The organism is Thalassobius vesicularis, assembly GCF_004799325.1.
GTDB classification, from domain to species: domain Bacteria; phylum Pseudomonadota; class Alphaproteobacteria; order Rhodobacterales; family Rhodobacteraceae; genus Thalassobius; species Thalassobius vesicularis.
This window is the reverse complement of the sequence record NZ_SSMD01000001.1, coordinates 728311-751677: the sequence shown is the minus strand read 5'-3', so window position 1 is coordinate 751677 and position 23367 is coordinate 728311. Positions and strand designations below refer to the sequence as shown.

The following is a 23367-nucleotide window of genomic DNA, read 5'->3' as shown; positions in this document are numbered from 1 at the left end:
GGCCAGCATGATCCGGTTCGAGAACCTGACCAAAAGCTTTCAGGTGCGCGGCCAGCGCAAGGTGGTGATCGACAACCTGGACGCCACCCTGCCCACCGGCAAATCCCTGGCCCTGCTGGGGCGCAACGGGGCGGGCAAGTCCACGCTGATGCAGATCATCGCTGGCACCATGCGCCCCGACAGCGGGCGGGTGATCTCGGACGGGTCGATCTCGTGGCCGGTGGGGTTTGGCGGATCGTTCCACCGTGAATTGACGGGCGCGCAGAACGTGCGCTTCATCGCCCGCATCTACGGCGTGGACACCGAAGAGCTGGAGGATTTCGTGCGCGATTTCGCCCAGCTGGGCCCGCATTTCAACATGCCGCTGCGCAGCTACTCGGCGGGGATGAAATCGCGCCTGGCCTTTGGCACCTCGATGGGGATCCAGTTCGACACCTACCTGGTGGACGAGGTCACCGCCGTGGGAGACGCCGCCTTTCGCGAGAAAAGCCGCGCGGTCTTTACCGAACGGATGAAGCAATCCAGCGCCGTGCTGGTCAATCACGACATGGGTCAGCTGCGCGAGTTCTGCGACGCCGGTATCGTGTTGGAGCGCGGCCACCTGGAATATTTCGACAACCTCGAAGAGGCGATCGCCCGGCACGAGGAAAACATGGAACGCACCCGATGAGCGGGGCCGGCGTGATCGGGGCAGGGGCCTTTGGCACCGCTTTGGCGATGACACAGGGCGCGCGCGGTGGGCGCGTGGTGCTGTGGGGGCGCGATGCACAGGCCATGGCGGCGATGCAGGCGGCCCGCGAAAACGCGGTGCACCTGCCCGGCGTGCCGCTGCCGCAGGGGGTGCTGGCCACCGCCGATCTGGCCGCGCTGGCTGGGCTGGACGTGATCCTGCTGTCGATCCCCACCCAGGCCTTGCGCGGGTTTCTGCAGCAGACCGGCCCGGCCCTGGGGAACGCGGTACTGGTTGCCTGTTGCAAGGGGGTCGAGCGTGGCACCGGCCTGCTGCCCACGCAGATCATCGCCGATGTGCTGCCCGGCGCGCGCACGGCGGTGCTGACCGGGCCCAGCTTTGCCACCGATATCGGCCGGGGCAAACCCACCGCGCTGACCCTGGCCACCGATCTGCCCGACGGTGCGGCGTTGCAAGAGCGGCTCTCGACCCCGGTGCTGCGGCTCTATCTGAGCGACGATCCGGTCGGCGCCCAGCTGGGCGGTGCGCTGAAGAACGTGATCGCCCTGGCCGCCGGCATGGTGATCGGCGCCGATCTGGGTGAAAGCGCACGCGCCGCGCTGATGACCCGCGGCTTTGCTGAGATTGTCCGTCTGGCCACCAAGCAGGGCGCACATCCCGAAACCCTGTGGGGCCTGTCGGGCTTTGGCGATCTGATTCTGACCTGTTCCTCGGAAAAGTCGCGCAACTTCAGCCATGGCATCCGCTTTGCGCGGGGCGAGGCTGATCTGGGCGGCAAGACCGTTGAGGGCGTGATGACCGCCCATGCTGTTAGCGAGCAGGGGGCGGGGATGGATCTGCCGGTGATCCACATGGTCTCGGCCCTGCTGAAGGGCGAGATCTCGGTGCCGCGTGCGATGGACGCTCTGCTGCAACGCCCGTTGAAGTCCGAACGCTAAACCACCTTTCCTGGAAAACCAAACCCCGCCCATTTGCACCAGCGTGGCCAGATCGTCGCGACCATTGGACGAGTCACGCCGCGTTAGCGGGGGCGAATTTTGCGGGTTGAATAGGCGCGATTTGGGGCCGGTTGAGCTGGGGCGCGGGGGCATGGCGGCCCGGTTGAACTGGGGCCATTTTGCAGGGTTGCGGGGTTGAATAGGCGGGGGTTGCGGCCCGGTTGCCCGGTTGAACGGGGGCGATTTTGCAGGGTTGCAGGGTTGCGGGGTTGCCCGGTTGAACTGTGGCGATTTGAGCCGTGCATCTCGTCTCGGGTGCGATGCGAAAGGTTCGATTTGCGGAAATGTCACCTATTCGAGCGGGAAAATCGTTATATTACAATGGGTTGCGGCGTGATCTGGCTGCGGGTCCTTCTTTTCGACCTTAAACCTGGGCGGGGGCGCGGAGCCGCGATTCATGCTCGATTTCAAATTTTCCTCAATAACGCTGGTAAGATTATGAGTTTGGCTCAAGTTCGTGTATGTTTATCCAATTAACATTAAGCAACTGGCGGTAGAATAGTCAAACCATGACTTTTCGGCCAGGATGGCGTGAAATCCACCCCAAAACTGCGAATTTTTCCAGAGTGTGGTAGGCCCGACAAATTCGGCGCAAATGGGATAGGATCAATCTTGGCTCAGATGCGATAGGATCAATTTCCTGGTCGAACTAGACAGCCTAGACAGCCTAGACAGCTCAAGGGGGTAGCTGTCTAGGTGTTTTTCCCATTGGAATCAGTGCTTTACGCCAAAATTAGACAGCTAGACAGCTATTTGGGGTAAAGAGTATACAAGCTGAAAATACAACAAGTGGCTAAAGCGAGGGTAAACCATGGAAATGGGATACAGCCCATTTGCCATACACCCGTTATAAAAACACCCCTTGGGGCACTATATAGGGCCGAATAGCTGTCTAGGCTGTCTAGGTCGCTTTTATCAATTAAAATCAATAAGTTACGCCCTAGACAGCTTAAAATGAGCTGTCTAGGGCTGTCTAGGCTGTCTAGCTGACGAAATTCCAGGTCGATTTAAAACGATGATCGAATACAGCCTAACATGCCAGTTTTTGCATGTTTCGATATATCCCATCTTCTCGCAAATGAGATACAGACGATGATCGCATAGGATCAATCATGCAGAATTTCGCATGTTAGGCTGTATCCCATTTTGATGGGATCGGAGGTCGTTGTTCGAAAGAAAATGCCTGCCAAAATTTGGCAGGCATTATGCTTCACAATCGCTGATCTACAACCTTTTGGGTTGTATTATTCCTCGCCGGGGATGATCCGCACGCCGCCCTTGGCGGCCGAGGAGGCCAGCATCGCATAGGCGCGCAGTGCGGTGGACACCTGGCGCGGGCGGGGGGCTGCCGGTTTCCACGGCAGCGGGCCCTTGGCGGCGCGGCGCGCCTCCAGCGTGGCGTCGTCCACGGTCAGGTTGATGGTGCGGTTGGGGATGTCGATCTCGATCAGGTCGCCGGTTTCCACCAGGCCGATCAGCCCGCCTTCTTCGGCTTCGGGCGAGACGTGCCCGATCGACAGGCCCGAGGTGCCGCCCGAGAAGCGCCCATCGGTCAGCAGGGCGCATTTCTTGCCCAGGCCTTTGGATTTCAGGTAGCTGGTCGGATACAGCATCTCCTGCATGCCCGGGCCGCCGCGCGGACCTTCGTAGCGGATGACCACCACTTCGCCCTCGGAGACCTTGCCGGTCAGGATGCCGGAAACCGCGTCGTCCTGGCTTTCGAACACTTTGGCGGTGCCGTTGAACTTCAGGATCGAGTCATCCACGCCCGCGGTTTTCACGATGCAGCCGTCCAGCGCGATGTTGCCATAGAGCACCGCCAGGCCGCCATCTTTCGAGAAGGCGTTTTCCACGTTGCGGATCACGCCCTTGGCGCGGTCGCGGTCCAGTTCCTTGTAGCGGTTCTCGGTCGAGAACGCCTGCGTGGTGCGCACGCCGCCCGGGGCCGCGCGATAGAACTTGTCCACGGCCTCGTCATTGGCGCTCATGATGTCCCACTTGGCGATGGCCTCGGCCATGGTGGCCGAGTGGACGGTGCGGGCGTCGCCGTGGATCAGGCCGCCGCGGTGCAACTCGCCTAGGATGGCCATGATGCCGCCGGCGCGGTGCACGTCTTCCATGTGCACGTCCTGCTTGGCGGGCGCGACCTTGGACAGGCAGGGCACCTTGCGCGACAGGCGGTCCATGTCGGCCATGGTGAAGTCGACCTTGCCTTCGTGCGCGATGGCCAGCAGGTGCAGCACGGTGTTGGTCGAACCACCCATCGCGATGTCCAGCGACATGGCGTTCTCGAACGCGTCAAACGTGGCGATCTCGCGCGGCAGCAGGCCGGCTTCTTCGCCTTCGTAGTGACGCTTGGTGATGTCGACGATCTTACGACCGGCCTCTAGGAACAGCTCCTTGCGGTCGGCATGGGTGGCCAGCATCGAGCCGTTGCCCGGCAGGGCCAGACCCAGGGCCTCGGCTAGGCAGTTCATCGAGTTGGCGGTGAACATCCCCGAGCACGACCCGCAGGTCGGGCAGGCGGCGCGTTCGATCGCGTCGACCTGTTCGTCGGTGTAATTGTCATCGGCCGCCACGACCATCGCGTCGACCAGGTCCAGCGCCTGTTCCAGATCGTTGATCGTGACCTTGCCGGCCTCCATCGGGCCGCCCGAGACGAAGATCACCGGGATGTTCAGGCGCATCGCGGCCATCAGCATGCCGGGGGTGATCTTGTCGCAGTTCGAGATGCAGACCATCGCGTCGGCGCAATGGGCGTTGACCATGTATTCCACCGAATCCGCGATCACCTCGCGCGAGGGCAGCGAATACAGCATCCCGTCATGGCCCATCGCGATACCGTCATCCACGGCGATGGTGTTGAATTCCTTGGCGACACCGCCGGCGGCCTCGATTTCGCGCGCGACCATCTGGCCCAGGTCCTTCAGGTGGACGTGGCCGGGCACGAATTGCGTGAACGAGTTCACCACCGCGATGATCGGCTTGCCAAAATCGCTGTCGGTCATGCCGGTGGCACGCCAGAGGCCACGGGCCCCCGCCATGTTGCGGCCATGGGTGGAACGCCGGGAACGGTAATGCGGCATGGGGTATTCCTTCAAAGCTGGCGGCCCGCGGGGCCTGTCAGGGCGTAGGGATAGCGTAATTCGCGGCGGCAGAACAATGGCCGAAGCTGGGATTGCGGGGCATGGGGTCCGGATTCTTGCGCAAACCCTTGTGAGCGGGGGGCATTGTTTGTGGGCAGGGTGCTGATTTTTGCACGACCTGCGGCGGCAAAGACCTTGGCCTTTCCATTGAAACTTTTTAGGAAAGGGGTGCTAAATACATATTGAGAAATTGAATTTAAGGGCAGTGACTCTATGGCGGACAGACTGGCGGCCGATCATGGGCCGGGAGAGGGCGAGACGACGCGGATCAGTGTCTGTTATGCCGCCTTGCAAGCCGGGGATGACCGCTCCTCTGCTGTGTCCGATATCCTGACGGCGGCGTTTGCGCCCGATGAGGTCGCCTCTGTCGGGGATCCGGCCCAGGCGACCGGCCCTGTCCTGTTCCCGCTGGAGGCCCCGGCCGCCGATCTGGCGCGCCATCTGCAAGAGGGCGCCGCCCCCGCCGCCGCGTTGGCGGATTGGGTGCGCCGGACCCAGGCCAACCTGACCCTGTTGCGCGGCCATCGCCGCCGTCTGGTGCTGGTCGCGCTGGACGCGTTGTGTGCCGCCGATCCCACCTGCCTGGAGGCGCTTTCGCGCCGCCTGAAGCTGGAGTTGCGTGCCGATGTGCCGACGTCTGCCCCGGTTCTGGCAGCACCGCTCTATCTGTTGCTGGCGCGCGAGCTTCTGGCCTCGGACCCCGATGCGCAGGCCCTGGCCGAGGAACTGCGCGCGATGATGACCGGCGGGTCGGGCATGGCGCCGACCGGGCTGGACGCCGTGACCCTGATCTGGAGCCGGGACCGCCAGCGCCAGGACGCCCTGGCCGAGGCCACCCAGGCCGGTGCGCGTCTGCAAACCGACCTGTCCCGCCTGAACCGTGACCGCAAGGTCGCCGAAGATGAACTGGACCGCCTGCGCGAGCGCTCGGCCGAGGAGGTGGAGCAGGTCAGCCTGCTGCGCGACACCCTGGCCCAGACCGTCCAGCTGATCGAGGATATGGAAACCCGCCTGACCAGCCGTGAGGCCGAGCTGGACGAGCTGCGCCAGGCGGCCGCCGGGCAGTCCGATCTGTTGGTAGGGCTGGAACAGCAGCTGAAGGCCGCCAAGAAGGCCCGCGCCGAACAGGCGCATGCCGCCGAGCAACGCCATGCCGCGCTTGCCCAGCAGGGCAAGCAGCTGGAAGCCGATCTGCGGGCGCAGCTGGACGCCCTGACCGAAGAGCGCGACCTGCTGGCCCTGAGCCTGCAAGAGGCGCTGGAGCAGGCCGCCGCGCAAGAGCGCGATAACACCGACCTGCGCGGGCGGGTCGGGGACGAGAAATTGCTGAAGGCCGTCAACCGCGCCCAGGACCGCCGCTTCCAGACCGCCCTGGTGGAACGGCGCCTGCGCGAAGAGGTGCTGGGCTGCATCATTCTGGACACCGGCGAGCAGCTGCGCACACAGCAGGCCGAAACGCGGCAGGTGCGCTCGGATCTGGACCTGCGCAACGAGGCGCTGGCCGCCACCGAAATCCGGCTGGCCGATCGGGAAAAGGCGCTGAAGCGCGCCGAAACCCGGCTGGCCGATCTGGACAAGGCGCTGAAGGCCGCGGCGACGCGCCACAAGGCGCAGACCAAGACCGCCGAAGAGCTGACCCGCACCCTGGCCGAGCGTACGCGCGGTCTTGCGGAGGCCTCGGCCCGGATCGAGGACCTGTCGGCCGAGCTGGACCGGATCTATACCTCGAATTCCTGGAAAGTGACCGATCCATTGCGCAAGGCGCGCTCGCGGATCCCCGGAAGCAAGCCCTGAGGCCCCGACCGGAGGAACCCGCATGGATGGCGGAGGTGCGTACATGCCTGTCCCGACGGTGATCACCCGGCAGCCCTGCCTGTTCGTTGATGTTCAGCACGGCCTGAGCAACCGTCTGCGGGCGATGGCCTCGGCGGCGGGGATTGCTGCGCGCACGGGTCGGCAACTGGTCGTGGTCTGGCGCCCCGATCACCATTGCCAGGCCCGGATCGGCGATCTGCTGTCCTATGACTGGCCGGTGGCCGAGGACGAACCCTCGGCCCAGGCGTTCCGGGCGGGCGCGGCCGAGATCTACAATTACATGGAGATCGAGGAAGGCGCGGCCTTTCAGGCGCCGATCCTGCCGGAAGGGGCCGACCATCCGGGGCGCGATATCTACGTGCGCTCGGCCTATGTGCTGAACAGCCGTTACCGCGACCCGGCCTTTGAACGCCGGTTCCTGCGCGCCCTGCGCCCGGTGCCGCAGGTTCTGGATTTGGTGAACCGCGTGCCGCGTCCCAGTGCGGTGGCCGCGCATATCCGCATGGCGACGGGGGCGGCCTACGATCACCTCAGCTTTGAGGGGCCGCAGAACTGGCCGGCCGAACGCCATGCCGAACTGACCGAATGGCGCAGCAAAAGCCATGTGTCGCGGTTCATCGAACGGCTGGATACGCTGGTGGCGGCGGGGCAGGCCGATACGATCTTTGTCGCGGCCGATCTGCCCGAGACCTACGAGGCGTTGACCGATCGCTATGGCGCGCAGCTGCGGTATCTGCGGCGCGATCTCTATGATCGCTCGCCCCGGCAGGTGCAGTATGCTCTGGCCGACCTGCTGCTGCTGACCGCCGCACCGCGCTATCTGGCCAGCACCTGGAGCGCGTTTTCCGATCTGGCGCGGCTGCTGGGGCGGTCGGGAAGAAACATCGAACAAAGCGGGCGGGATTTCTGACATGCTGGGACTGTCAGACCCCCGCCCGGCGGGACTATTGCAAAGGAGCGTCAGGGATGACCGAGCGTGACACCATCGTGACCGGAAGCCTGATCCTGTGCGGGGCGCCGTTGCCCGCGGTGCGGATGCACCGGCAGGCGGCTCTGGGCGGGTGGCCTGAACGGGCCGTGTTGCTGGAACCCCTGGATGCCGGGCGGTTGGGGCAGGCGGGCGCGCTGCTGTCCCGCCCCGGGCTGGAGGTGATCCCCGCGCTGCCGGCCCCAGCCGATGGCGAGGCCGAGATGGCGGTCTATTCCCTGCCGGGGCTGCGCGCGCTGACGCCGCCCTTGCCGCTTTTGGGCGAGCTGTTCCCCGGCCTGACCCAGCGGGATCGCCGCACGGTCGAGCTGTTGTCCCCCGAGGCGCTGCGTCAGTGTCTGGGCGATCTGCCCGCGCCGTTGCATCTGTGGATTGACCTGCCCGGTGCTGAGCTGTCGATCCTGACCGCATTCGAGGCCGCGGGCCTGTTGGAGCGCGCCTCGACGATCCGGCTGCGCTGCGGGGCCGAACCCTATTTCGAACAGGGCGTCGACGCGGCCGCGCTGCGCGACTGGCTGCGCGAACGCCTGTTCGAGGTCAGCCTTGAGGCGGACCAAGACCCCGACTGGACCGAGGTGGCCGCCAGCCAGGACCTGGCCGCCCGCGCCCAGGCCGCGTTGCTGGCCGAGCTGGAGGAGTTGCGCGGCATCGCCGGCGTTCAGGCGCAGCAGATGGAGGCCGTCCAGCAAGAGGGCGATCAGCTGCGGTCCGAGTTGCAGGCGCTCCGCGACGTGGCCGAGAGTCAGGCCGCTGAGATCGAGGCGCGGACCGTCGAATTGGCATCCTCTCAGGAACAGCACACCGCCGCGCAGGCCAGCCTGGCCGAACTGCGCGACGCCGCCGCCCGCCAGAATGCCGAGATCGAAGTGCGCGGGGCGCGTCTGACCGACCTTAACGAGCAACTGGCGGCTCGCGGGACCGAGTTGACCACCCTGCGCCAAGAGCTCGAGGCCAGCCAAAGCCGGGCACGTGACTTGCAGGGTCAAATGGCCGAGCGGGATATGCAACTGGTCGAGCTGGAAGAATCCTCGGAGCAGTTGATCCGCCAGAGCGAGGATATGGCCACCCGGCTGGAAGCCCAGGACGCGGCCCTGGCCGAGCGGAACGCCCAGCTGGAGGAACAGAACGCCGAAATCCAGGTGCGCGGCACCCGGATTCAGGGCTTCGAGGCACAACTGGCCGAACAAACCCGCCAACTGGAAGAACAAAACGCCGAGATCGAGGCGCGCGGCGCACGGATCAATGAGTTGCAAAGCCAGCTTGGCGCGCGCGATCAGCGCATGGCCGAAGCGCAGGCCGAGCTGGCTCAACTGCGTGAAACGGTTCAGGCCCAGACCGAAAAACTGGACGCGCAGACCGCCGAGATCGAGGCGCGCGGCACCAAGATCGGCAATCTTCAGGAACAACTCGGCACCCGCGATCAGCGCATGGCCGAACTGCGGGCCGAGCTGACCCAACTGCGTGAAACGGTGCAGGCCCAGGCCGGGAAACTGGACGCGCAGACCGCCGAGATCGAGGCGCGCGGCACCAAGATCGGCAATCTTCAGGAGCAACTCGGCACCCGCGATCAGCGCATGGCCGAACTGCGGGCCGAGCTGACCCAACTGCGCGAGACGGTGCAGGCCAAGACCCGGCAACTGGAGGAACAGAACGCCGAGATCGAAGTGCGGGGCGCCAAGATCGAGGAGGCGCGTCAGCAGATCGCGCGTCAGGACCGGGCGCAGGTCGAGGCCTCCGAGGCGTATCGCCAGCTGCAGCAGAAACTGGACCAGACCCAGGCCGATCAGGCACTGCAGATGCGGATGCAGGTGATGCACAAGGTGGACGTGGACGAGTTGCGCGCCCGCTATGAGCAGAGCGAGGCGCGGCGGCGTCAACAGGAGGAGCTGCTGCTGAAGCTGACTCCGCGACTGGCGCAGGCCGCCGAGCAGTTGCGCCATTTGCAGCTGCCCGCGATGCCCGATCTGCCGGTCGAGCCGGAGGCGCCGAAACAGATCGCCAAGCCGGCCAGAAAGGCCGCGGCGAAGGCGAAAACAAAGTCCAAGACACGCAAACCACGCAAGGGAGAGCAGGCATGACCGATGCCCGCGCCCTTCAGGCCCTGATGGGCGAGCTGGAGCAGAGCCTGGCCCTGCTGGGGGACTACCGCCAGGGGCAGGGCGAACTGTCGGCCGAACCTCTGCCCAGCCTGCTGGAGCAATGCCAGGCCCTGTGCGACACGCGCCCCGATCCCGAAGGGGTGCGCAGCATCCACCACTTCGCCTGTTCGGGCGGAACGCTGATCACGAAATGCCTGGGCGCCCTGCCAAACGTGGTGACCCTGAGCGAGGTTGACCCGCTGAGCCGCATGCAGGCGACCACGCCGGGCCGTCCGCTGGCCTTTGCGCCGACCGACCTGATCCGCGGCCTGCGCCATGCGGTGCGCGGCGTCGACGAGGACATGCTGGTGGCCGTCTTCACCGCCGGGCTGCGCGCCGCCCAGGAACGGCTGAACGCGCGTGGCCATTACCTGTTGTTGCGCGATCATGCCCATTCGCAGTTCTGCACCTTCGAGGACCCGGAGGCGCGCCCGACGCTGCATGACATCCTGCAGCGCGGTTTTGCGCTTCGATCGCTGGTGACGGTGCGCCATCCGCTGGATTCATTCCTGTCGCTGCGCTCGAACGGGTGGATCCATTTTGAACCCGGCACGCTGGAGGAATACAGCCGCCGTTACATCCGGTTCATGGAGCATCACGCGGGTGTTCCGCTGGTGAAATACGAGGATTTCGTCGCCGATCCCGCCGCCGTGCTGGAGCAGATGAGCCGCATTCTGGAACTGCCCTTCTCTCCGATGGCGCTGGATATCCTGCAGGTGGTGCCGATGTCGGGGGACAGCGGGCGCTCGGGCGGTCGAATCGCGCCGCGTCCGCGCCGGCAGCTGCCGCCTGATCTGGACGCCGCCCGCCATGACAGCCCGGCCTATGCCGATTTGTGCGAGCGTCTGTTCTACGAAGCCTGAGCGACCGGGAGCGCGCGGTGACGGCGGAATGCCGCCCTGCCGCTTTTTTGGGCAGACTAACGGCCCTGTTCACTTGTCTGCCGGGAGGGGATGAGTTATCTGCGGGGTGCGGTTGTGGACGGTTTGCATTTCCTGCACCATCAGCCTGATCGTGTTTTTTGCCCGGGGCATTCCCCGTAGTTTTTTGACGTTACACGTAATAAATTTGTTATGGTGATCAAGTGGATAGCATAGCTGAAACGATATCCCCGGCGACGCTTCACGGTCGTCTGTTCAAACTTTATCAGCAGGCGGTTCAGGGTGGCCCCGAGGCCCGTCAGCAGGTGCGCGAGGCGCTGGATGTGCTGGCCGACCAGGCAGCTATCGCCGATGTGACCGATCATGAGGCGCTGGTGCAGCGTTATCGCCGCCTGATCGAACTGTCCGCCCGCACACCGAAACCCGCCACCCCCGCCGAGGTCGTCAGCGCGCCGCAGGACTTGCCGCTGGTGCTGACCTCGATCAACCCGTTCGGGCGTGGGCAGCTGCAATTGCGCTGCTTCCTGAAATGGCTGGAACTGGGTTTTGACGCCTATACCTGCAACCACGGCGTCGAGATGGAGGCCCTGATCAAGCTGGGCGTGCCGCAGGACCGCATCATGCAGCTGGGCGACAACGAAACCGGCAAGAGCCTGTACGGCAAGCCGGTGCCGAAGATCCGCTCGGTTTTGGCGCGGGCCGAGGCGATGTTCGACAAGGACCTGCTGCTGGTGAACTCGGACCTGTATCCGGCCACCGATAATACGGGCTTCCTGTCCGCCTGGCGCGAAACCGGAGAGGTGCTGGCGCTGACCCGCGAAGAGGTGCTGTCGCTGGATCACACCGTGGGCCGGATCTGCCATCCCTATCGCGGTGGGTTGGACGCCTTCCTGCTGCCGCGCGCCGCGCTGGTCGGCCTGCTGAAAGAGCTGGCACTGTTCCCGGTCAGCAACCGGATGTGCTTTGGTATCGTGGGTTGGGACTATTTCGTCGGCGCCGTGCTGGAGCGCCGTCTGGACGCCACCTTTGCCGACAGCCGCGTGCTGTTCCACGAGATGCACCAGCCCACCTACAGCAACGTGGCCGAGTTCAACCATTACCTGACCTCGATGCAGGCGCTGGGGATCGGGCTGGGCAAGGACCATGTCCACACCGCGATGGAATTCGCCAACATGATCGAGGACCACTGCGCCCGGAACCGGCCATCGCGCCGCCCCCCCGAGCTGGTGCCGACCCGCGTCGAAGGCGAAAGCGCGCTGAGCGACGAACAGCTGCTGCTGCTCGAGGATCTGGTGACGCGGGCCCCCGACCTGGTCTATGCGTTCGGTCGGTCCTATGTGGTGTCGCTGATCGGCGGAATTTCGGGGCGCGAGGATGTCTCGTTCTCGGAGATCATCGCCCGTTTCCCCGACACCGAATACAAGCGCAGCTTTGCCCAGACGCTGCTGGTTTTCGTGCTGATGCTGCACCTGCGTCCGCAGGATGACGCGCCGCTGACCAGCGCCTATCCCAAGGGCAACATGCACGCCGCTGCGGTCCGGATCATTCGCGACAATTCCCGTGAAAACTCGGACCTGCGCCGCAACGAGGTAGCCAAGCTGTTCTGCACCGAGGCCGCCGATTACAAGATTTTCAACCCGAGACTGTTCAACGTCATGGCGCTGAGCTGCGAAAACGATGCCGAACGGGCGCTGGTCTCGGAAATCCGGAATTTCATGAGTGGGAAGATTGAACATGCTGCCTGAACCGCGCCGCAAAGACTCTGTGCTGCCCTGGGAAAAGGATTTTGTCCTGGACAAGGCCGAGGACAATCTGCCGGGCGTGTCCATCGTCATTCCGATCTTCAATTCGGGCGAGTTCCTGGAAAAGACCCTGCGCAGCCTGATGTGCCAGGACCTGACCGGGGTCGAGCTGATCCTGATGGACGGTGGCAGCACCGACGACACCGCCGATATCGTGGACAAGTACCGCGACATCTTCAGCGTCATCGTGATGGAGCGCGACCGCGGTCAGTCCGATGCGATCAACAAGGGCTACCAGCGCGCCACCAAGGAAATCCTGTACTGGCTGAACGGCGATGACATCATCCTGCCGAACGCGCTGGTCGCCGTGCGCCGTGCCTTCCGCGACAATCCCGGCACCCATGTGGTGGTGGGCGATGCCTACATGACGGAAAAGGATTTCACCCCGATCCGTCACTTCCAGTTCTCGCCCGAGAAGGTGAAGTTCAAATACCTGCTGGATTACGCCGCGCATCACCTGATCCAGCCCAGCGTCTTCTTCTCGCGCGAGGCTTGGGATGCCGCCGGCCCCTGCAAGGAAGAGATGCATTACGCGATGGATGCGGATCTGTTCCTGGGCATGGCCTCGAAATACGAGTTCCTGCATATCCCGGTCGATATCGGCTACAGCGTCTATCACGAGGCCTGCAAGACCCGTGGCAAGCGCGGTGAATCCATCACCGAGCTGGCGCTGGTGCAGGCCGCGCATGGCGGTTTCGCCGAGGCCCGCGCGACGCTGGATATCCTGGTCAGCATGTTCAACGATCTGTCGAACAAGGCCGCGGCGCCCGGTGCGCCCTCGGCGCTGGCGGAAACCCTGGCCGGTCAGAAACTGGCCGCGTTGCAGGCCGAGCTGGACAAGAACCGCACCCTGCTGATGGATCTGGACATCGAGGCCACGTCATGAGCGATGCAAAACGGATCGCGGTCCTGTCCAGCGCCGGTGGCGGCGGGGCAGGCATTGCCGCGCTGAGGATGGCGCGGGCGCTGTCGTCCAGCGACACGATGCAGGCCGATTTCATCGACATCGCCACTCTGGGCGAGGCGGTGTCGCAGTCGATCTCGCCGCAGGACAGCTTTACCAACCACACGATCAGCGACACCCACCTGACGGTGGAGTATCCCGGCTACCAGCGCGGCTGGATGGTGGATCTGCTGGATCAGAACTACGACCTGGTGAACGTGCACTGGGCCAGCTACCTGATCAGCAATTCCGAACTGCTGGCCCTGGCCCTGCGCGGCAAGCCGATGCTGTTCATGATGCACGACTTCTACTACTCGACCGGCGGCTGCCATTACCCGGCGACCTGCACCCAGCTGGGCACCGGCTGCCTGGCCTGCCCGCAGGTGGATACCAAGCGGGTCTCGCGCTCGGTCATCGCCGAGAATTACAAGCTCAAGCAAAAGCTGTTCTCGCTGCCCAACGTGCATATCGCCGCCCCCAGCGCCTATCTGCGTGACGAGGTGGTCAAAAGCGGCCTGGTGCCGCGGTCGCGCGGCCATGTGCTGCGCAATGCCTATGTGCCGGTGGCCGAATTCGACGTCGAACGCCCCTTCAGCAACCGTATCCTGCTGATCGCCGACAGCCTGCACGAAGGCCGCAAGAACATGCGCTTCGCGCTGGAGGTCCTGGCCTCGCTGCGCAGCCTGGGCCAGCAGGATTTCATGGTGGATGTCGTCGGCACCGCCGCCCCCGAGATGAAGGCCTATCTGGCGGCGACCGGGGTCCGGCATGTGTTCCATGGCCGCATCACCGATCACGCGGCCTTGGCCGAGATCATGCAGAAGACCGACGTGCTGCTCAGCGCCTCGCTGGAGGACAATTGGCCCAACATTCTGGTCGAGGCCGGCAGCTACGGCTGCGTGCCTGTGGTCGGGCCGGGCCATGGCTGCGAGGAATTCGTGCGCCGCTACGGTTATGGCGCGGTGGCCGAGGATTACACGATCCCATCCTTCGTGGCGGCTTTGCTCGATATCCTCAGCAGCCATTCCGCCGAGGCGCGTGCCCAGGCCACTCTGGCGATCCGCGAAGAACATGCGCCTGCGAATGTAGCCCGTGACTTTGCGGCGCTGATGGATAGCATGGCGGCCGGGGAACGGGCCGGGAAAATACCTGCCTGATCCGCAGCCTTGCGGATCAAGCATTCAAGAAGGAACGAGAACATTTGCGCCTGACATTGCACATCGGTACCGAGAAGACCGGGACAACAACGATACAGCGCTTCATGTACGTGAACCGGGTCGGTCTTGCCGAACACGGCATTCTGGTGCCGATGTCGCCGGGGAAGATCAACCAGCGCAAATTGCCGGTGATCGCCTACAATCCGGATCGCACCGACGAATTCATCAAGCAACAAAAGCTGAACGGGCCTGTGGTCCGCAGCGAAGCGATCAAGCGCTGGTGGGATGAATTCCGCGAGGAAGTCGCCCATTTCAACGGTCAGCGGGTGCTGGTCTCTTCCGAGCATTTCCAGAGCCGCCTGCGGTCACGCGAAGAGATCGAGCGCCTGCATGGGCTGCTCAGCTCGGTTTTCGATCAGATCGACGTGGTTCTGTACTTGCGCGAACCGGTGCAGACCGCAGTGTCGCTGTTCTCGACCGCGGTGCGCAGTGGCGCGAACATGACCGAGGTGCCGGGGCCGCAGAACGAATATTTCCGCAATATCGTCAATCACCGCGAGACTATCCAGGTCTGGTCCGAGATCTTCGGCGCGCAGAACATGCGTCTGCGCTTGTTCGAGAAAGGCTGCTTCCACAACGGCAACCTGCTGGATGATTTTATCCACGCCTCCGAACTGCCGGCGATGGAATACGCGTTCCCGCCGCCGCAGAATGAATCGCTCAGCAATCTGGGGATCGGCGTTCTGAGCCGGATCAATGCCCGGCATCTGGAGCGCGTGGCCAGCAACACGCCCGATCCGCGCTATGAGCGGATCTCGAGCGTGCTGTGCAATATTTTCACCAAGGGGGCAGCGCATGTGCCCGCGCCCGAGCTGATACAAGCCTATCGGGCGGCATTTGCCGAGTCCAACGAATGGGTGCGGCAGACCTACTTCCCCAACCGCGAGCGTCTGTTCCATGACCCCGATTACGAGGCTAAGGCGCGCCCTGTTCAGTTGCCCGAGGCCGAGCTGCAGGCGCTGTGTGACGTGATCGAAACCCTAGCTGGAAAACCCCCGGCCTGACCCTTTTCCGCATTGGCTGGCCTGCGCAATCCGATGGGCTGGCAAAATTCTTCAAACTGGAGGCAGATTTGAAATGAAGAAAGCACTTATCACCGGCGTGACCGGGCAGGATGGTTCCTATCTGGCCGAGTTCCTGCTGGGAAAAGGCTATGAAGTGCACGGCATCAAACGCCGCGCGTCGCTGTTCAACACCCAGCGTGTGGACCACATCTATCAGGACCCTCACGTTAACAATGCCAACTTCAAGCTGCATTATGGCGACCTGACCGATACCTCGAACCTGACTCGCATCCTGCAAGAGGTTCAGCCCGACGAGGTCTATAACCTGGGCGCGCAATCGCACGTGGCCGTCAGCTTCGAGGCGCCGGAATACACCGCGGACGTGGACGCCATCGGCACCCTGCGCCTGCTGGAGGCGATCCGCTTCCTGGGGCTGGAGAAGAAGACCCGCTTCTATCAGGCTTCGACCTCGGAACTCTATGGTCTGGTGCAGGAAATCCCGCAGACCGAGACCACCCCGTTCCACCCGCGCAGCCCCTATGCGGTGGCCAAGATGTACGCCTACTGGATCGCGGTAAACTACCGCGAGGCTTACGGCATGTATGCCTGCAACGGCATCCTGTTTAACCACGAGAGCCCGCGTCGTGGCGAAACTTTCGTGACCCGCAAGATCACCCGCGGCATGGCCAACATCGCCCAGGGTCTGGAACCCTGCCTGTACATGGGCAACATCGACTCCCTGCGCGACTGGGGCCACGCCAAGGACTATGTCCGCATGCAGTGGATGATGCTGCAGCAGGACGCGCCCGAGGATTTCGTGATCGCTACCGGCGTGCAGTACTCGGTGCGTGAATTCATCAGCTGGTCGGCCAAGGAACTGGGCATCACCGTCGAATTCACCGGCGAGGGCGTGAACGAGATTGCCACCGTCACCGCGATTGAGGGCGACAACGCCCCCGCGCTGAAGGTGGGCGACGTGGTCATGCGCATCGACCCGCGCTATTTCCGTCCGGCCGAGGTGGAAACCCTGCTGGGCAACCCCGCCAAGGCCAAGAAGGTTCTGGGCTGGGTGCCGGAAATCACCGCGCAGGAAATGTGCGCCGAGATGGTGGCCGAAGACCTTAAGGCCGCCAAACGCCACGCCCTGCTGAAAGAGCACGGTATGGATATTCCCGTATCGGTCGAGAACGGCTGAGGATCGGAACCATGAAAAGTGCGATCTCTCTTTCGATGCACAAAGCGGGAAGCTCGGTGGCTGATCGGATTTTTGCCGAGGTTTTTCGGGCACGAGGATATGAAATCGACCAGATTTCCTTTCTCGTGCCGAAGGCGTCTGTGCCTGAACCGGAAGTGTACCGGCAATATCAGGCACAGATGAAGCCTGACGGAGTATATTATGGGATCGCACGTCATTGGGGTGCGCACGAGATGGAAATTCTTCCGTCTCTGCGTATGATTATTCAGGTTCGCGATCCGCGCGATTGCCTTACTTCGGCATATTTTTCATATAAGAAATCGCACCGCCCGCCCATCGATCCTGAAAGCCGTAAGCGTTTCGAGATGCAGCGTGCCGAGCTACAGGAAATGTCGATCGACGAATTCGCCTTGAAGAACGCGGCGAATTATCAGATGCGTCTCAATCTGCTGTCCCGGCACGCGCGGGAGCACCCGGATGTCCTCGTTGTGACCTATGAGGATATGGTCCAGAAGACCGAGGCTTGGCTGGCTCAGATCTCGGAGTTTATCGAGCAGCCGATCACGCCCGAGTTACGCCAGAAAATCGCCGAGCATATTGAGTTTTCGGTAGCCGAAGAAGATGCCTCTAGCCACAAGCGCCAAGTCACCCCTGGTGACCATCGTCGTAAGCTGAAGCCAGAAACCATTGCGCGGATCAATGCCGTGCTTGCACCTGGGCTTCAGGCGTTCTGTTACCCCGTGCAAGATTGAGATCAAGATGAAATACTATGTTGCAGGACATCGAGGCATGGTGGGGAGCGCAATTCTGCGCCGCCTTCAGGCCCGCAAGGATGCAGGCGAGGTGATCGAGTTGATTACCCGCACTCACTCGGAACTGGATTTGACCAGCCAGGCTGCCGTGCGCGACTTCATGCAGGCCGAACAGCCCGACGTGGTGATCCTGGCCGCGGCCAAGGTGGGCGGCATCATGGCCAACAACACCTATCCGGCCGAGTTCATCTACGAAAACCTGATGATCGAGTGCAACGTGATCCATCAGGCCTTTGCCGCGGGGGTGAAAACCCTGCTGCAGCTGGGGTCTTCGTGTATCTATCCCAAGGCCGTGCCGCAGCCGATGAAAGAAGACGCGCTGCTGACCGGCACGCTGGAACCCACCAACGAGCCCTACGCCGTAGCCAAGATCGCCGGCATCAAGCTGTGCGAGAGCTACAACCGTCAGTACGGTGTGGATTACCGCTCGGTCATGCCGACCAACCTTTACGGGCCTGGCGACAACTTCCACCCGGAAAACAGCCATGTGCTGCCCGCGCTGATCCGCCGGTTCCACGAGGCCGCGCAGAACGGCACCGAAGAGGTGGTGATCTGGGGCTCGGGTAAGCCGATGCGCGAGTTCCTGCATGTCGACGACATGGCCGAGGCCAGCCTGTTCGTGCTGGAGCTGGACAAACCCACCTACGAGGCCAACACCGAACCGATGCTGAGCCATATCAACGTGGGCACTGGCACCGATGTGTCGATCATGGAGCTGGCGCAGATGGTCGCCCGCGTGACCGGTTTTGCGGGCAAGATCAGCAACGATCCCACCAAGCCCGACGGCACCATGAAAAAGCTGATGGACGTGTCGCGTCTGGCCGATATGGGCTGGCGCGCGCGCGTCGATCTGGAAACCGGCCTGGCCGAGACCTATCAATGGTTCCTCGACAACCAGGACCATTTCCGCCGGTAATTTTATTCAAGGATTTCAGACTATGACCCAGGCCATTCACCCCCTTCTTCTTTGCGGCGGCTCTGGCACCCGTCTTTGGCCGCTGTCGCGCAAATCCTACCCCAAGCAATTCGCCACGCTGACCGGCGAGGAAAGCCTGTTTCAGGCCTCGGCCCGGCGGTTGTCGGGGGCGGGGTTTGCCGCGCCGATGGTGATCACCGGGTCGGATTTCCGCTTTATCGTGCTGGAACAGCTGGCCGCGGTGGAAATCGCCCCCGCCGCCACCCTGATCGAGCCCGAGGGCCGTAACACGGCCCCCGCCATTCTGGCTGCCGCCCTGGTGCTGGAGGCGCAAAGCCCCGGCGCGCTGATGCTGGTGGCGCCCTCGGATCACGTCATTCCCGACGCCGCGCGGTTCCGTGCCGCGGTGCAGGCGGCCGCCCCCGTGGCCGAGGCCGGGCAGCTGGTAACCTTTGGCATCCGCCCCGACCGTGCCGAAACCGGCTATGGCTGGCTGGCCATGTCGCAAAAGCCCGAGGCCGATTTCGCTCCGGTGCCGCAACCGCTGAAGGGCTTTGTCGAGAAACCCGACCTGGCCAAGGCCGAGGCCCTGCTGGCTGGTGGCGAGCATCTGTGGAACGCGGGCATCTTCCTGTTCCGCTCGGATGCGATGATCGCGGCCTTTGAAACATACGCCCCCGACATGCTGGCCGATGTGCGCCGCGCGGTGACCGAGGCCGAGAAGGACCTGGGCTTTACCCGTCTGGATCCCGAGGCTTGGGGCGATCTGGACGACATCTCGATCGACTATGCGGTGATGGAGAAAGCCGACAACCTGTCCGTGGTGCCCTATGGCGGCGCCTGGTCGGATCTGGGCGGCTGGGATGCGGTCTGGCGCGAAAGCGGCCCGGATGCGGATGGCGTCGTGACCAATGGTCCGGCCACGTCGATTGATTGCTCGGACACGCTGTTGCGCGCCGAAACCGACAGCCAGCAGCTGGTGGGGATCGGTCTGAAGGACGTGATCGCCGTGGCCATGTCCGATGCGGTGCTGGTCGCCCACAAGGACCGCGCCCAGGACGTCAAGAAAGCCGTGGCCGTGCTGAAGGCCAAGGGCGCCGCGCAGGCCGAAACCCTGCCGCGCGACTACCGCCCTTGGGGCTGGTACGAAAGCCTGGTCGTCGGCAGCCGTTTCCAGGTGAAGCGCATCCATGTGCACCCCGGCGCGGCGCTGTCGCTGCAATCGCACCACCACCGGTCCGAACATTGGATCGTGGTCGAAGGCACCGCCAAGGTCACCGTGGACGACACCGTGAAGCTGGTGACGGAAAACCAGTCGGTCTATATTCCGCTGGGGGCCATTCACCGGATGGAAAACCCCGGCAAGGTGCCGATGGTGCTGATCGAGGTGCAGACCGGATCCTATCTGGGCGAAGACGACATCATCCGTTATGAGGATGTCTATGCACGCGGGCAGGGCGCCAAGGGCTGATAGTCGCAGGCGCCGGACCCCGTCGGCGCTTGTCAATCATGGCCTCGGATGCTGTAAGAGCGGAAAATCAGGAAAGACAACATGACCCATCCTTGCGAACTTTTCACTTCGGCGCACATCACGACCCTGCGCGGCGCGAGCTTCGAGAAGGTGGCCGAGAATAACGGTGCTCTGGCGCCGGACATCTATCTGAACTGGGATGACGAAGAAGGGGTTGTCGCCGCACAGGTGAAATCCGAACCCAACACCCTGTTGTCGCTGCAGGCGACGGTGACCACGGCCCCGCGCTGGTTCTCGCTGAACATCGGCCTGGGCGAAGGTGCGCTGAAAGCGGGCGACGTGCTGGGCCTGGTGATCGAGCTGGAAACCGCAGAGCCGCTGCACACCGCCCCCTTCATCCGCACCGCATGGCGCAAGGGTGGCTTTGCCGATACCCGTCCCAGCGACAAGATCTCGGTCGAGGCCGGTCGTCATGTCGTCACGCTGCTGCACACGGTGACAAGCGAGGATCCCGTGCTGACCGCGGTGTTCCATACGCTGGTCGTGCCGCTGCCGCGGGCTGACTTCAACCTGTCCCTGCATGATCTGCGCCTGTTCGTGATCGACGCCGAGCGTGGTCTGCGGACCGTGCCGCTGGACATGGCCAGCATCGGCTGACAGCCCGGTGTGGCACCCTTTCCCGATGCGAAAGCGTTTTGCGGCGGAAGGGTGCCTTGTTAGGCTGGGGCAAGGTACCGGCGCTGGTTCATAAAACCGGCGTCTGATCGGAAACAGGCATGCGCAAGACTCTTTTCCTTCATATCGGGCATTTCAAGACCGGCACCACCGCGCTGCAGGTCTTCTTGTCGAACAATACCCGGTTTCTGGCCAAGCATGACATTGCCTACGCCCAGACCCAACTGCACCTGGCCAAGCATTCGGCGCTGGCGTTCTGCCTGTACCGGGCGGCCGGTGTCTCCACCCTGATGCATGGCTACAAGCGCCCCGAAACCCCGCAAGAGCTGTGGGGTGCCTTGTTCGACGAGGTGCGCAAAAGCCGCCAGTCGCGGATCATCGTCAGCTCGGAAGAGCTGATGCGCCTAGGTGCGCATCCCCAGGCCGCCAACATCCTGAAGGACATCGTCTCGCGCGCGCCGCGTGATATCGACATTCGCGTCATCGCCTATCTGCGGGCCCCCGACAGCCATCTGCGCTCGTGGTACAACCAGCTGGTCAAGATGGGCGTGAAGACCCCCGCCTTCAACGATGCCGCCTGCCGCACGATCGAGCCGATCCATACCGATTACGCCCTGGCGCTGAAGCCCTGGCTGGATATCTTCGGCCCCGACGCGGTGATCCTGCGCCCCTATGACGAGGCCAGCCGCGAGAACCTGTCGCTTTACCATGATTTCCTGGGCCTGTTCGGGACCGAGCTGCCCAGCCGGGGCGTGACCCTGCCGGTGGCAGATCCCAACCCGCGCATGGATGACCGCATGCTGGAAATGGCGCGCATGATGCACAATGCCGGGATGCCGCGTGACGTGGTGACCTGGACGCTGGAGCGCAGCCAGAAATTCTATGTCGACGAATGCGCCGACACCCTGCCCACCACCGAGGCCGATTTCGACGCCCTGCGCCAGACCGTGCTGTCGGGGTTGGAGCGGCTGCAAGACCTGCCCGGCAACGGGCTGAACCTGCAGGCCTATGCCGCCCGCCTGCCCCAACGCGAAGATACGAGCGAGGCCGAGGGGTGGCGCCTCGCCGGTCTGCTGCTGAACGAGCTGCATTTCCTGCGTCAGCGCATGACCAAGGAAAACGCCGAGATCAACGCCCGCCTGCGCGCGCTGGAAACGGCCCTGAACATGGGCGATCCATCCGGCAAATGAAGGTCCTCTACTACAACTGGGTCGATTATCTGGACGATGAAAACCGCGGCGGCGGCGTCTCTCAATATCAGCGCAACATCCTGAAGGAACTGGACCGCCAGGACGGGATCGAGGCGACATTCCTGTCTGCCGGGATCGCGTATGACCTGTTCCGCCGTCTGCCCCGCTGGGAACAGGTGCGCCACGGCCCCGCCCAGGATCGCGCCCGCCGGTACGAGATCGTCAATTCCGGGGTTCTGTCGCCCGCGCATCACTCGTTCGGGCATCCCGCGCAGCTGACGCATGAGGCAACCCTGCGCGCGTTCCACGATTTCATCGACGCGACCGGCCCCTATGACGTGGTGCATTTCAACAACCTCGAAGGGCTGCCCGTCCAGGCGCTGGATCTGAAATCGCTCTGGCCTGAAACGCGGGTGATCCTGTCGCTGCACAACTACTATCCGTTCTGCCCGCAGGTGAACCTGTGGCACCAGGAACGTGAAACCTGCACCGATTTCGAGGCGGGCGGCAAATGTGTGCGCTGCCTGCCCCATACCCACAACGTCCAGCAGCTGAAGCTGGCCAACGGGCTGGCCTATCACCTGAAATGCGCCGGTCTGCGCCCCGGTACGACCGCGTTCGAGGCGCTGTTCCGCCCCACGATCAAGGTTGGCCGCCGCGTGGCGATGGGTCTGTCGCTGGCCAAGCGCGGCGGGCGCAAGGTCGCCAAGCCGGGACGCCTGACCGAGCTGCCTCGCACCGACGGCACCCCTTTTGCCACGCGCCGGGCTGCGATGGTGCGGGCGATCAACGCCCATTGCGACCGGGTGCTGTGCGTCTCGGACGCGGTGTCGCGGATCGCGGCCCATCACGGGGTGGGCAAGGGGCTGCTACAGACCTCGTATATCGGTACGGCCGAGGCCGACTGCTTCCATCGCACACATCCGAAACCGTCGCTGTTGCGGGCCGATGGCACGATCACGCTGGCCTATCTGGGCTATATGCGGCGCGACAAGGGGTTCTTCTTCCTGCTTGACGCGCTCGAGGCGCTGCCCGAGCCGTTGGCCAAACGCATCCGCCTGGTGGTCGCCGCGCGCAATCCCGGCGGGCAGGTGATGGACCGGGTCTCGGATCTGGGGGCGCGGCTGGCCGGGCTGCAATATGCCGACGGCTACACCCATGACCGGCTGGACGATCTGCTGGCCGATGTCGATCTGGGCGTGATCCCGGTGCTGTGGAACGACAACCTGCCCCAGGTCGCGATCGAGATCCACGCCCGCCACATCCCGCTGCTGACCAGCGATCTGGGCGGCGCGCAGGAACTGGCTCACTGCCCCGAGATGGTGTTCCGCGCCGGCGACATCGAGGCCCTCCACGGCCGGCTGCGCGCGATCCTGGCCGGTCAGATCGACCTGAATGCCTATTGGGCCGGGGCGCGCCCGCCGGTTTCCATGCCCGAACATCTGGCCGAACTGCGCCAGGTCTACGCCGGATAGGGCTGGATCA

The 23367-nt window shown here is 63.7% G+C and carries 18 protein-coding genes; 17 read left to right on the top strand and 1 reads right to left on the bottom strand.

The window, feature by feature from the left end:
• Nucleotides 1–7: 7 nt before the first annotated feature.
• Nucleotides 8–670, top strand: a complete 663-nt coding sequence (locus E7681_RS03630; RefSeq protein ID WP_136337890.1) for an ABC transporter ATP-binding protein — start codon at nt 8–10, stop codon at nt 668–670.
• A complete protein-coding gene (locus E7681_RS03625; protein WP_136337889.1) occupies nt 667–1629 on the top strand; it encodes an NAD(P)H-dependent glycerol-3-phosphate dehydrogenase in 963 nt (320 codons plus the stop codon). The genes E7681_RS03630 and E7681_RS03625 overlap by 4 nt, the downstream gene beginning before the upstream one ends.
• Before the next feature lie 1304 nt (nt 1630–2933).
• On the opposite strand, the gene ilvD is transcribed toward E7681_RS03625, so the two are convergent.
• Entirely contained in the window at nt 2934–4775 is a 1842-nt protein-coding gene (gene ilvD, locus E7681_RS03620) for a dihydroxy-acid dehydratase (RefSeq protein ID WP_136337888.1), read from the bottom strand.
• A gap of 273 nt (nt 4776–5048) precedes the next feature.
• Between ilvD and E7681_RS03615 the strand changes: the two genes are divergently transcribed.
• From E7681_RS03615 to E7681_RS03545, 15 genes are all read left to right on the top strand, one after another.
• Nucleotides 5049–6629: a coiled-coil domain-containing protein gene (locus E7681_RS03615; protein WP_136337887.1), complete on the top strand. Its 1581-nt coding sequence runs from the start codon at nt 5049–5051 to the stop codon at nt 6627–6629.
• Between the two features lie 43 nt (nt 6630–6672).
• Nucleotides 6673–7560, top strand: coding sequence for a hypothetical protein (locus E7681_RS03610; RefSeq protein WP_136337886.1), 888 nt, complete (start codon nt 6673–6675; stop codon nt 7558–7560).
• Between the two features lie 56 nt (nt 7561–7616).
• Nucleotides 7617–9716, top strand: coding sequence for a coiled-coil domain-containing protein (locus E7681_RS03605; RefSeq protein ID WP_136337885.1), 2100 nt, complete (start codon nt 7617–7619; stop codon nt 9714–9716).
• Nucleotides 9713–10639, top strand: coding sequence for a sulfotransferase (locus E7681_RS03600; protein WP_136337884.1), 927 nt, complete (start codon nt 9713–9715; stop codon nt 10637–10639). The genes E7681_RS03605 and E7681_RS03600 overlap by 4 nt, the downstream gene beginning before the upstream one ends.
• A gap of 221 nt (nt 10640–10860) precedes the next feature.
• The gene (locus E7681_RS03595) at nt 10861–12402 is read left to right on the top strand and encodes a hypothetical protein (protein ID WP_136337883.1); all 1542 of its coding nucleotides are present in this window, start codon (nt 10861–10863) and stop codon (nt 12400–12402) included.
• Nucleotides 12392–13345, top strand: coding sequence for a glycosyltransferase family 2 protein (locus tag E7681_RS03590; RefSeq protein ID WP_136337882.1), 954 nt, complete (start codon nt 12392–12394; stop codon nt 13343–13345). Before E7681_RS03595 ends, E7681_RS03590 begins: the two co-directional genes overlap by 11 nt.
• Nucleotides 13342–14559 (top strand): glycosyltransferase, encoded by a 1218-nt coding sequence (locus E7681_RS03585; RefSeq protein WP_136337881.1) that lies wholly within the window; start codon nt 13342–13344, stop codon nt 14557–14559. The genes E7681_RS03590 and E7681_RS03585 overlap by 4 nt, the downstream gene beginning before the upstream one ends.
• A gap of 44 nt (nt 14560–14603) precedes the next feature.
• The gene (locus tag E7681_RS03580; RefSeq protein ID WP_136337880.1) at nt 14604–15623 is read left to right on the top strand and encodes a hypothetical protein; all 1020 of its coding nucleotides are present in this window, start codon (nt 14604–14606) and stop codon (nt 15621–15623) included.
• Nucleotides 15624–15696: 73 nt separating this feature from the next.
• Entirely contained in the window at nt 15697–16818 is a 1122-nt protein-coding gene (gene gmd / locus E7681_RS03575; RefSeq protein ID WP_136337879.1) for a GDP-mannose 4,6-dehydratase, read from the top strand.
• Between the two features lie 11 nt (nt 16819–16829).
• Nucleotides 16830–17570 (top strand): sulfotransferase domain-containing protein, encoded by a 741-nt coding sequence (locus tag E7681_RS03570; protein WP_136337878.1) that lies wholly within the window; start codon nt 16830–16832, stop codon nt 17568–17570.
• 7 nt (nt 17571–17577) lie between these two features.
• Nucleotides 17578–18546 (top strand): GDP-L-fucose synthase, encoded by a 969-nt coding sequence (gene fcl / locus E7681_RS03565; RefSeq protein ID WP_136337877.1) that lies wholly within the window; start codon nt 17578–17580, stop codon nt 18544–18546.
• Nucleotides 18547–18568: 22 nt separating this feature from the next.
• The gene (locus tag E7681_RS03560) at nt 18569–20017 is read left to right on the top strand and encodes a mannose-1-phosphate guanylyltransferase/mannose-6-phosphate isomerase (RefSeq protein WP_136337876.1); all 1449 of its coding nucleotides are present in this window, start codon (nt 18569–18571) and stop codon (nt 20015–20017) included.
• 81 nt (nt 20018–20098) lie between these two features.
• Entirely contained in the window at nt 20099–20674 is a 576-nt protein-coding gene (locus E7681_RS03555) for a hypothetical protein (RefSeq protein WP_136337875.1), read from the top strand.
• A gap of 119 nt (nt 20675–20793) precedes the next feature.
• Nucleotides 20794–21882: a sulfotransferase family protein gene (locus E7681_RS03550; RefSeq protein ID WP_136337874.1), complete on the top strand. Its 1089-nt coding sequence runs from the start codon at nt 20794–20796 to the stop codon at nt 21880–21882.
• Nucleotides 21879–23357, top strand: coding sequence for a glycosyltransferase (locus tag E7681_RS03545; RefSeq protein ID WP_136337873.1), 1479 nt, complete (start codon nt 21879–21881; stop codon nt 23355–23357). The genes E7681_RS03550 and E7681_RS03545 overlap by 4 nt, the downstream gene beginning before the upstream one ends.
• The last annotated feature ends 10 nt before the right edge of the window (nt 23358–23367 follow it).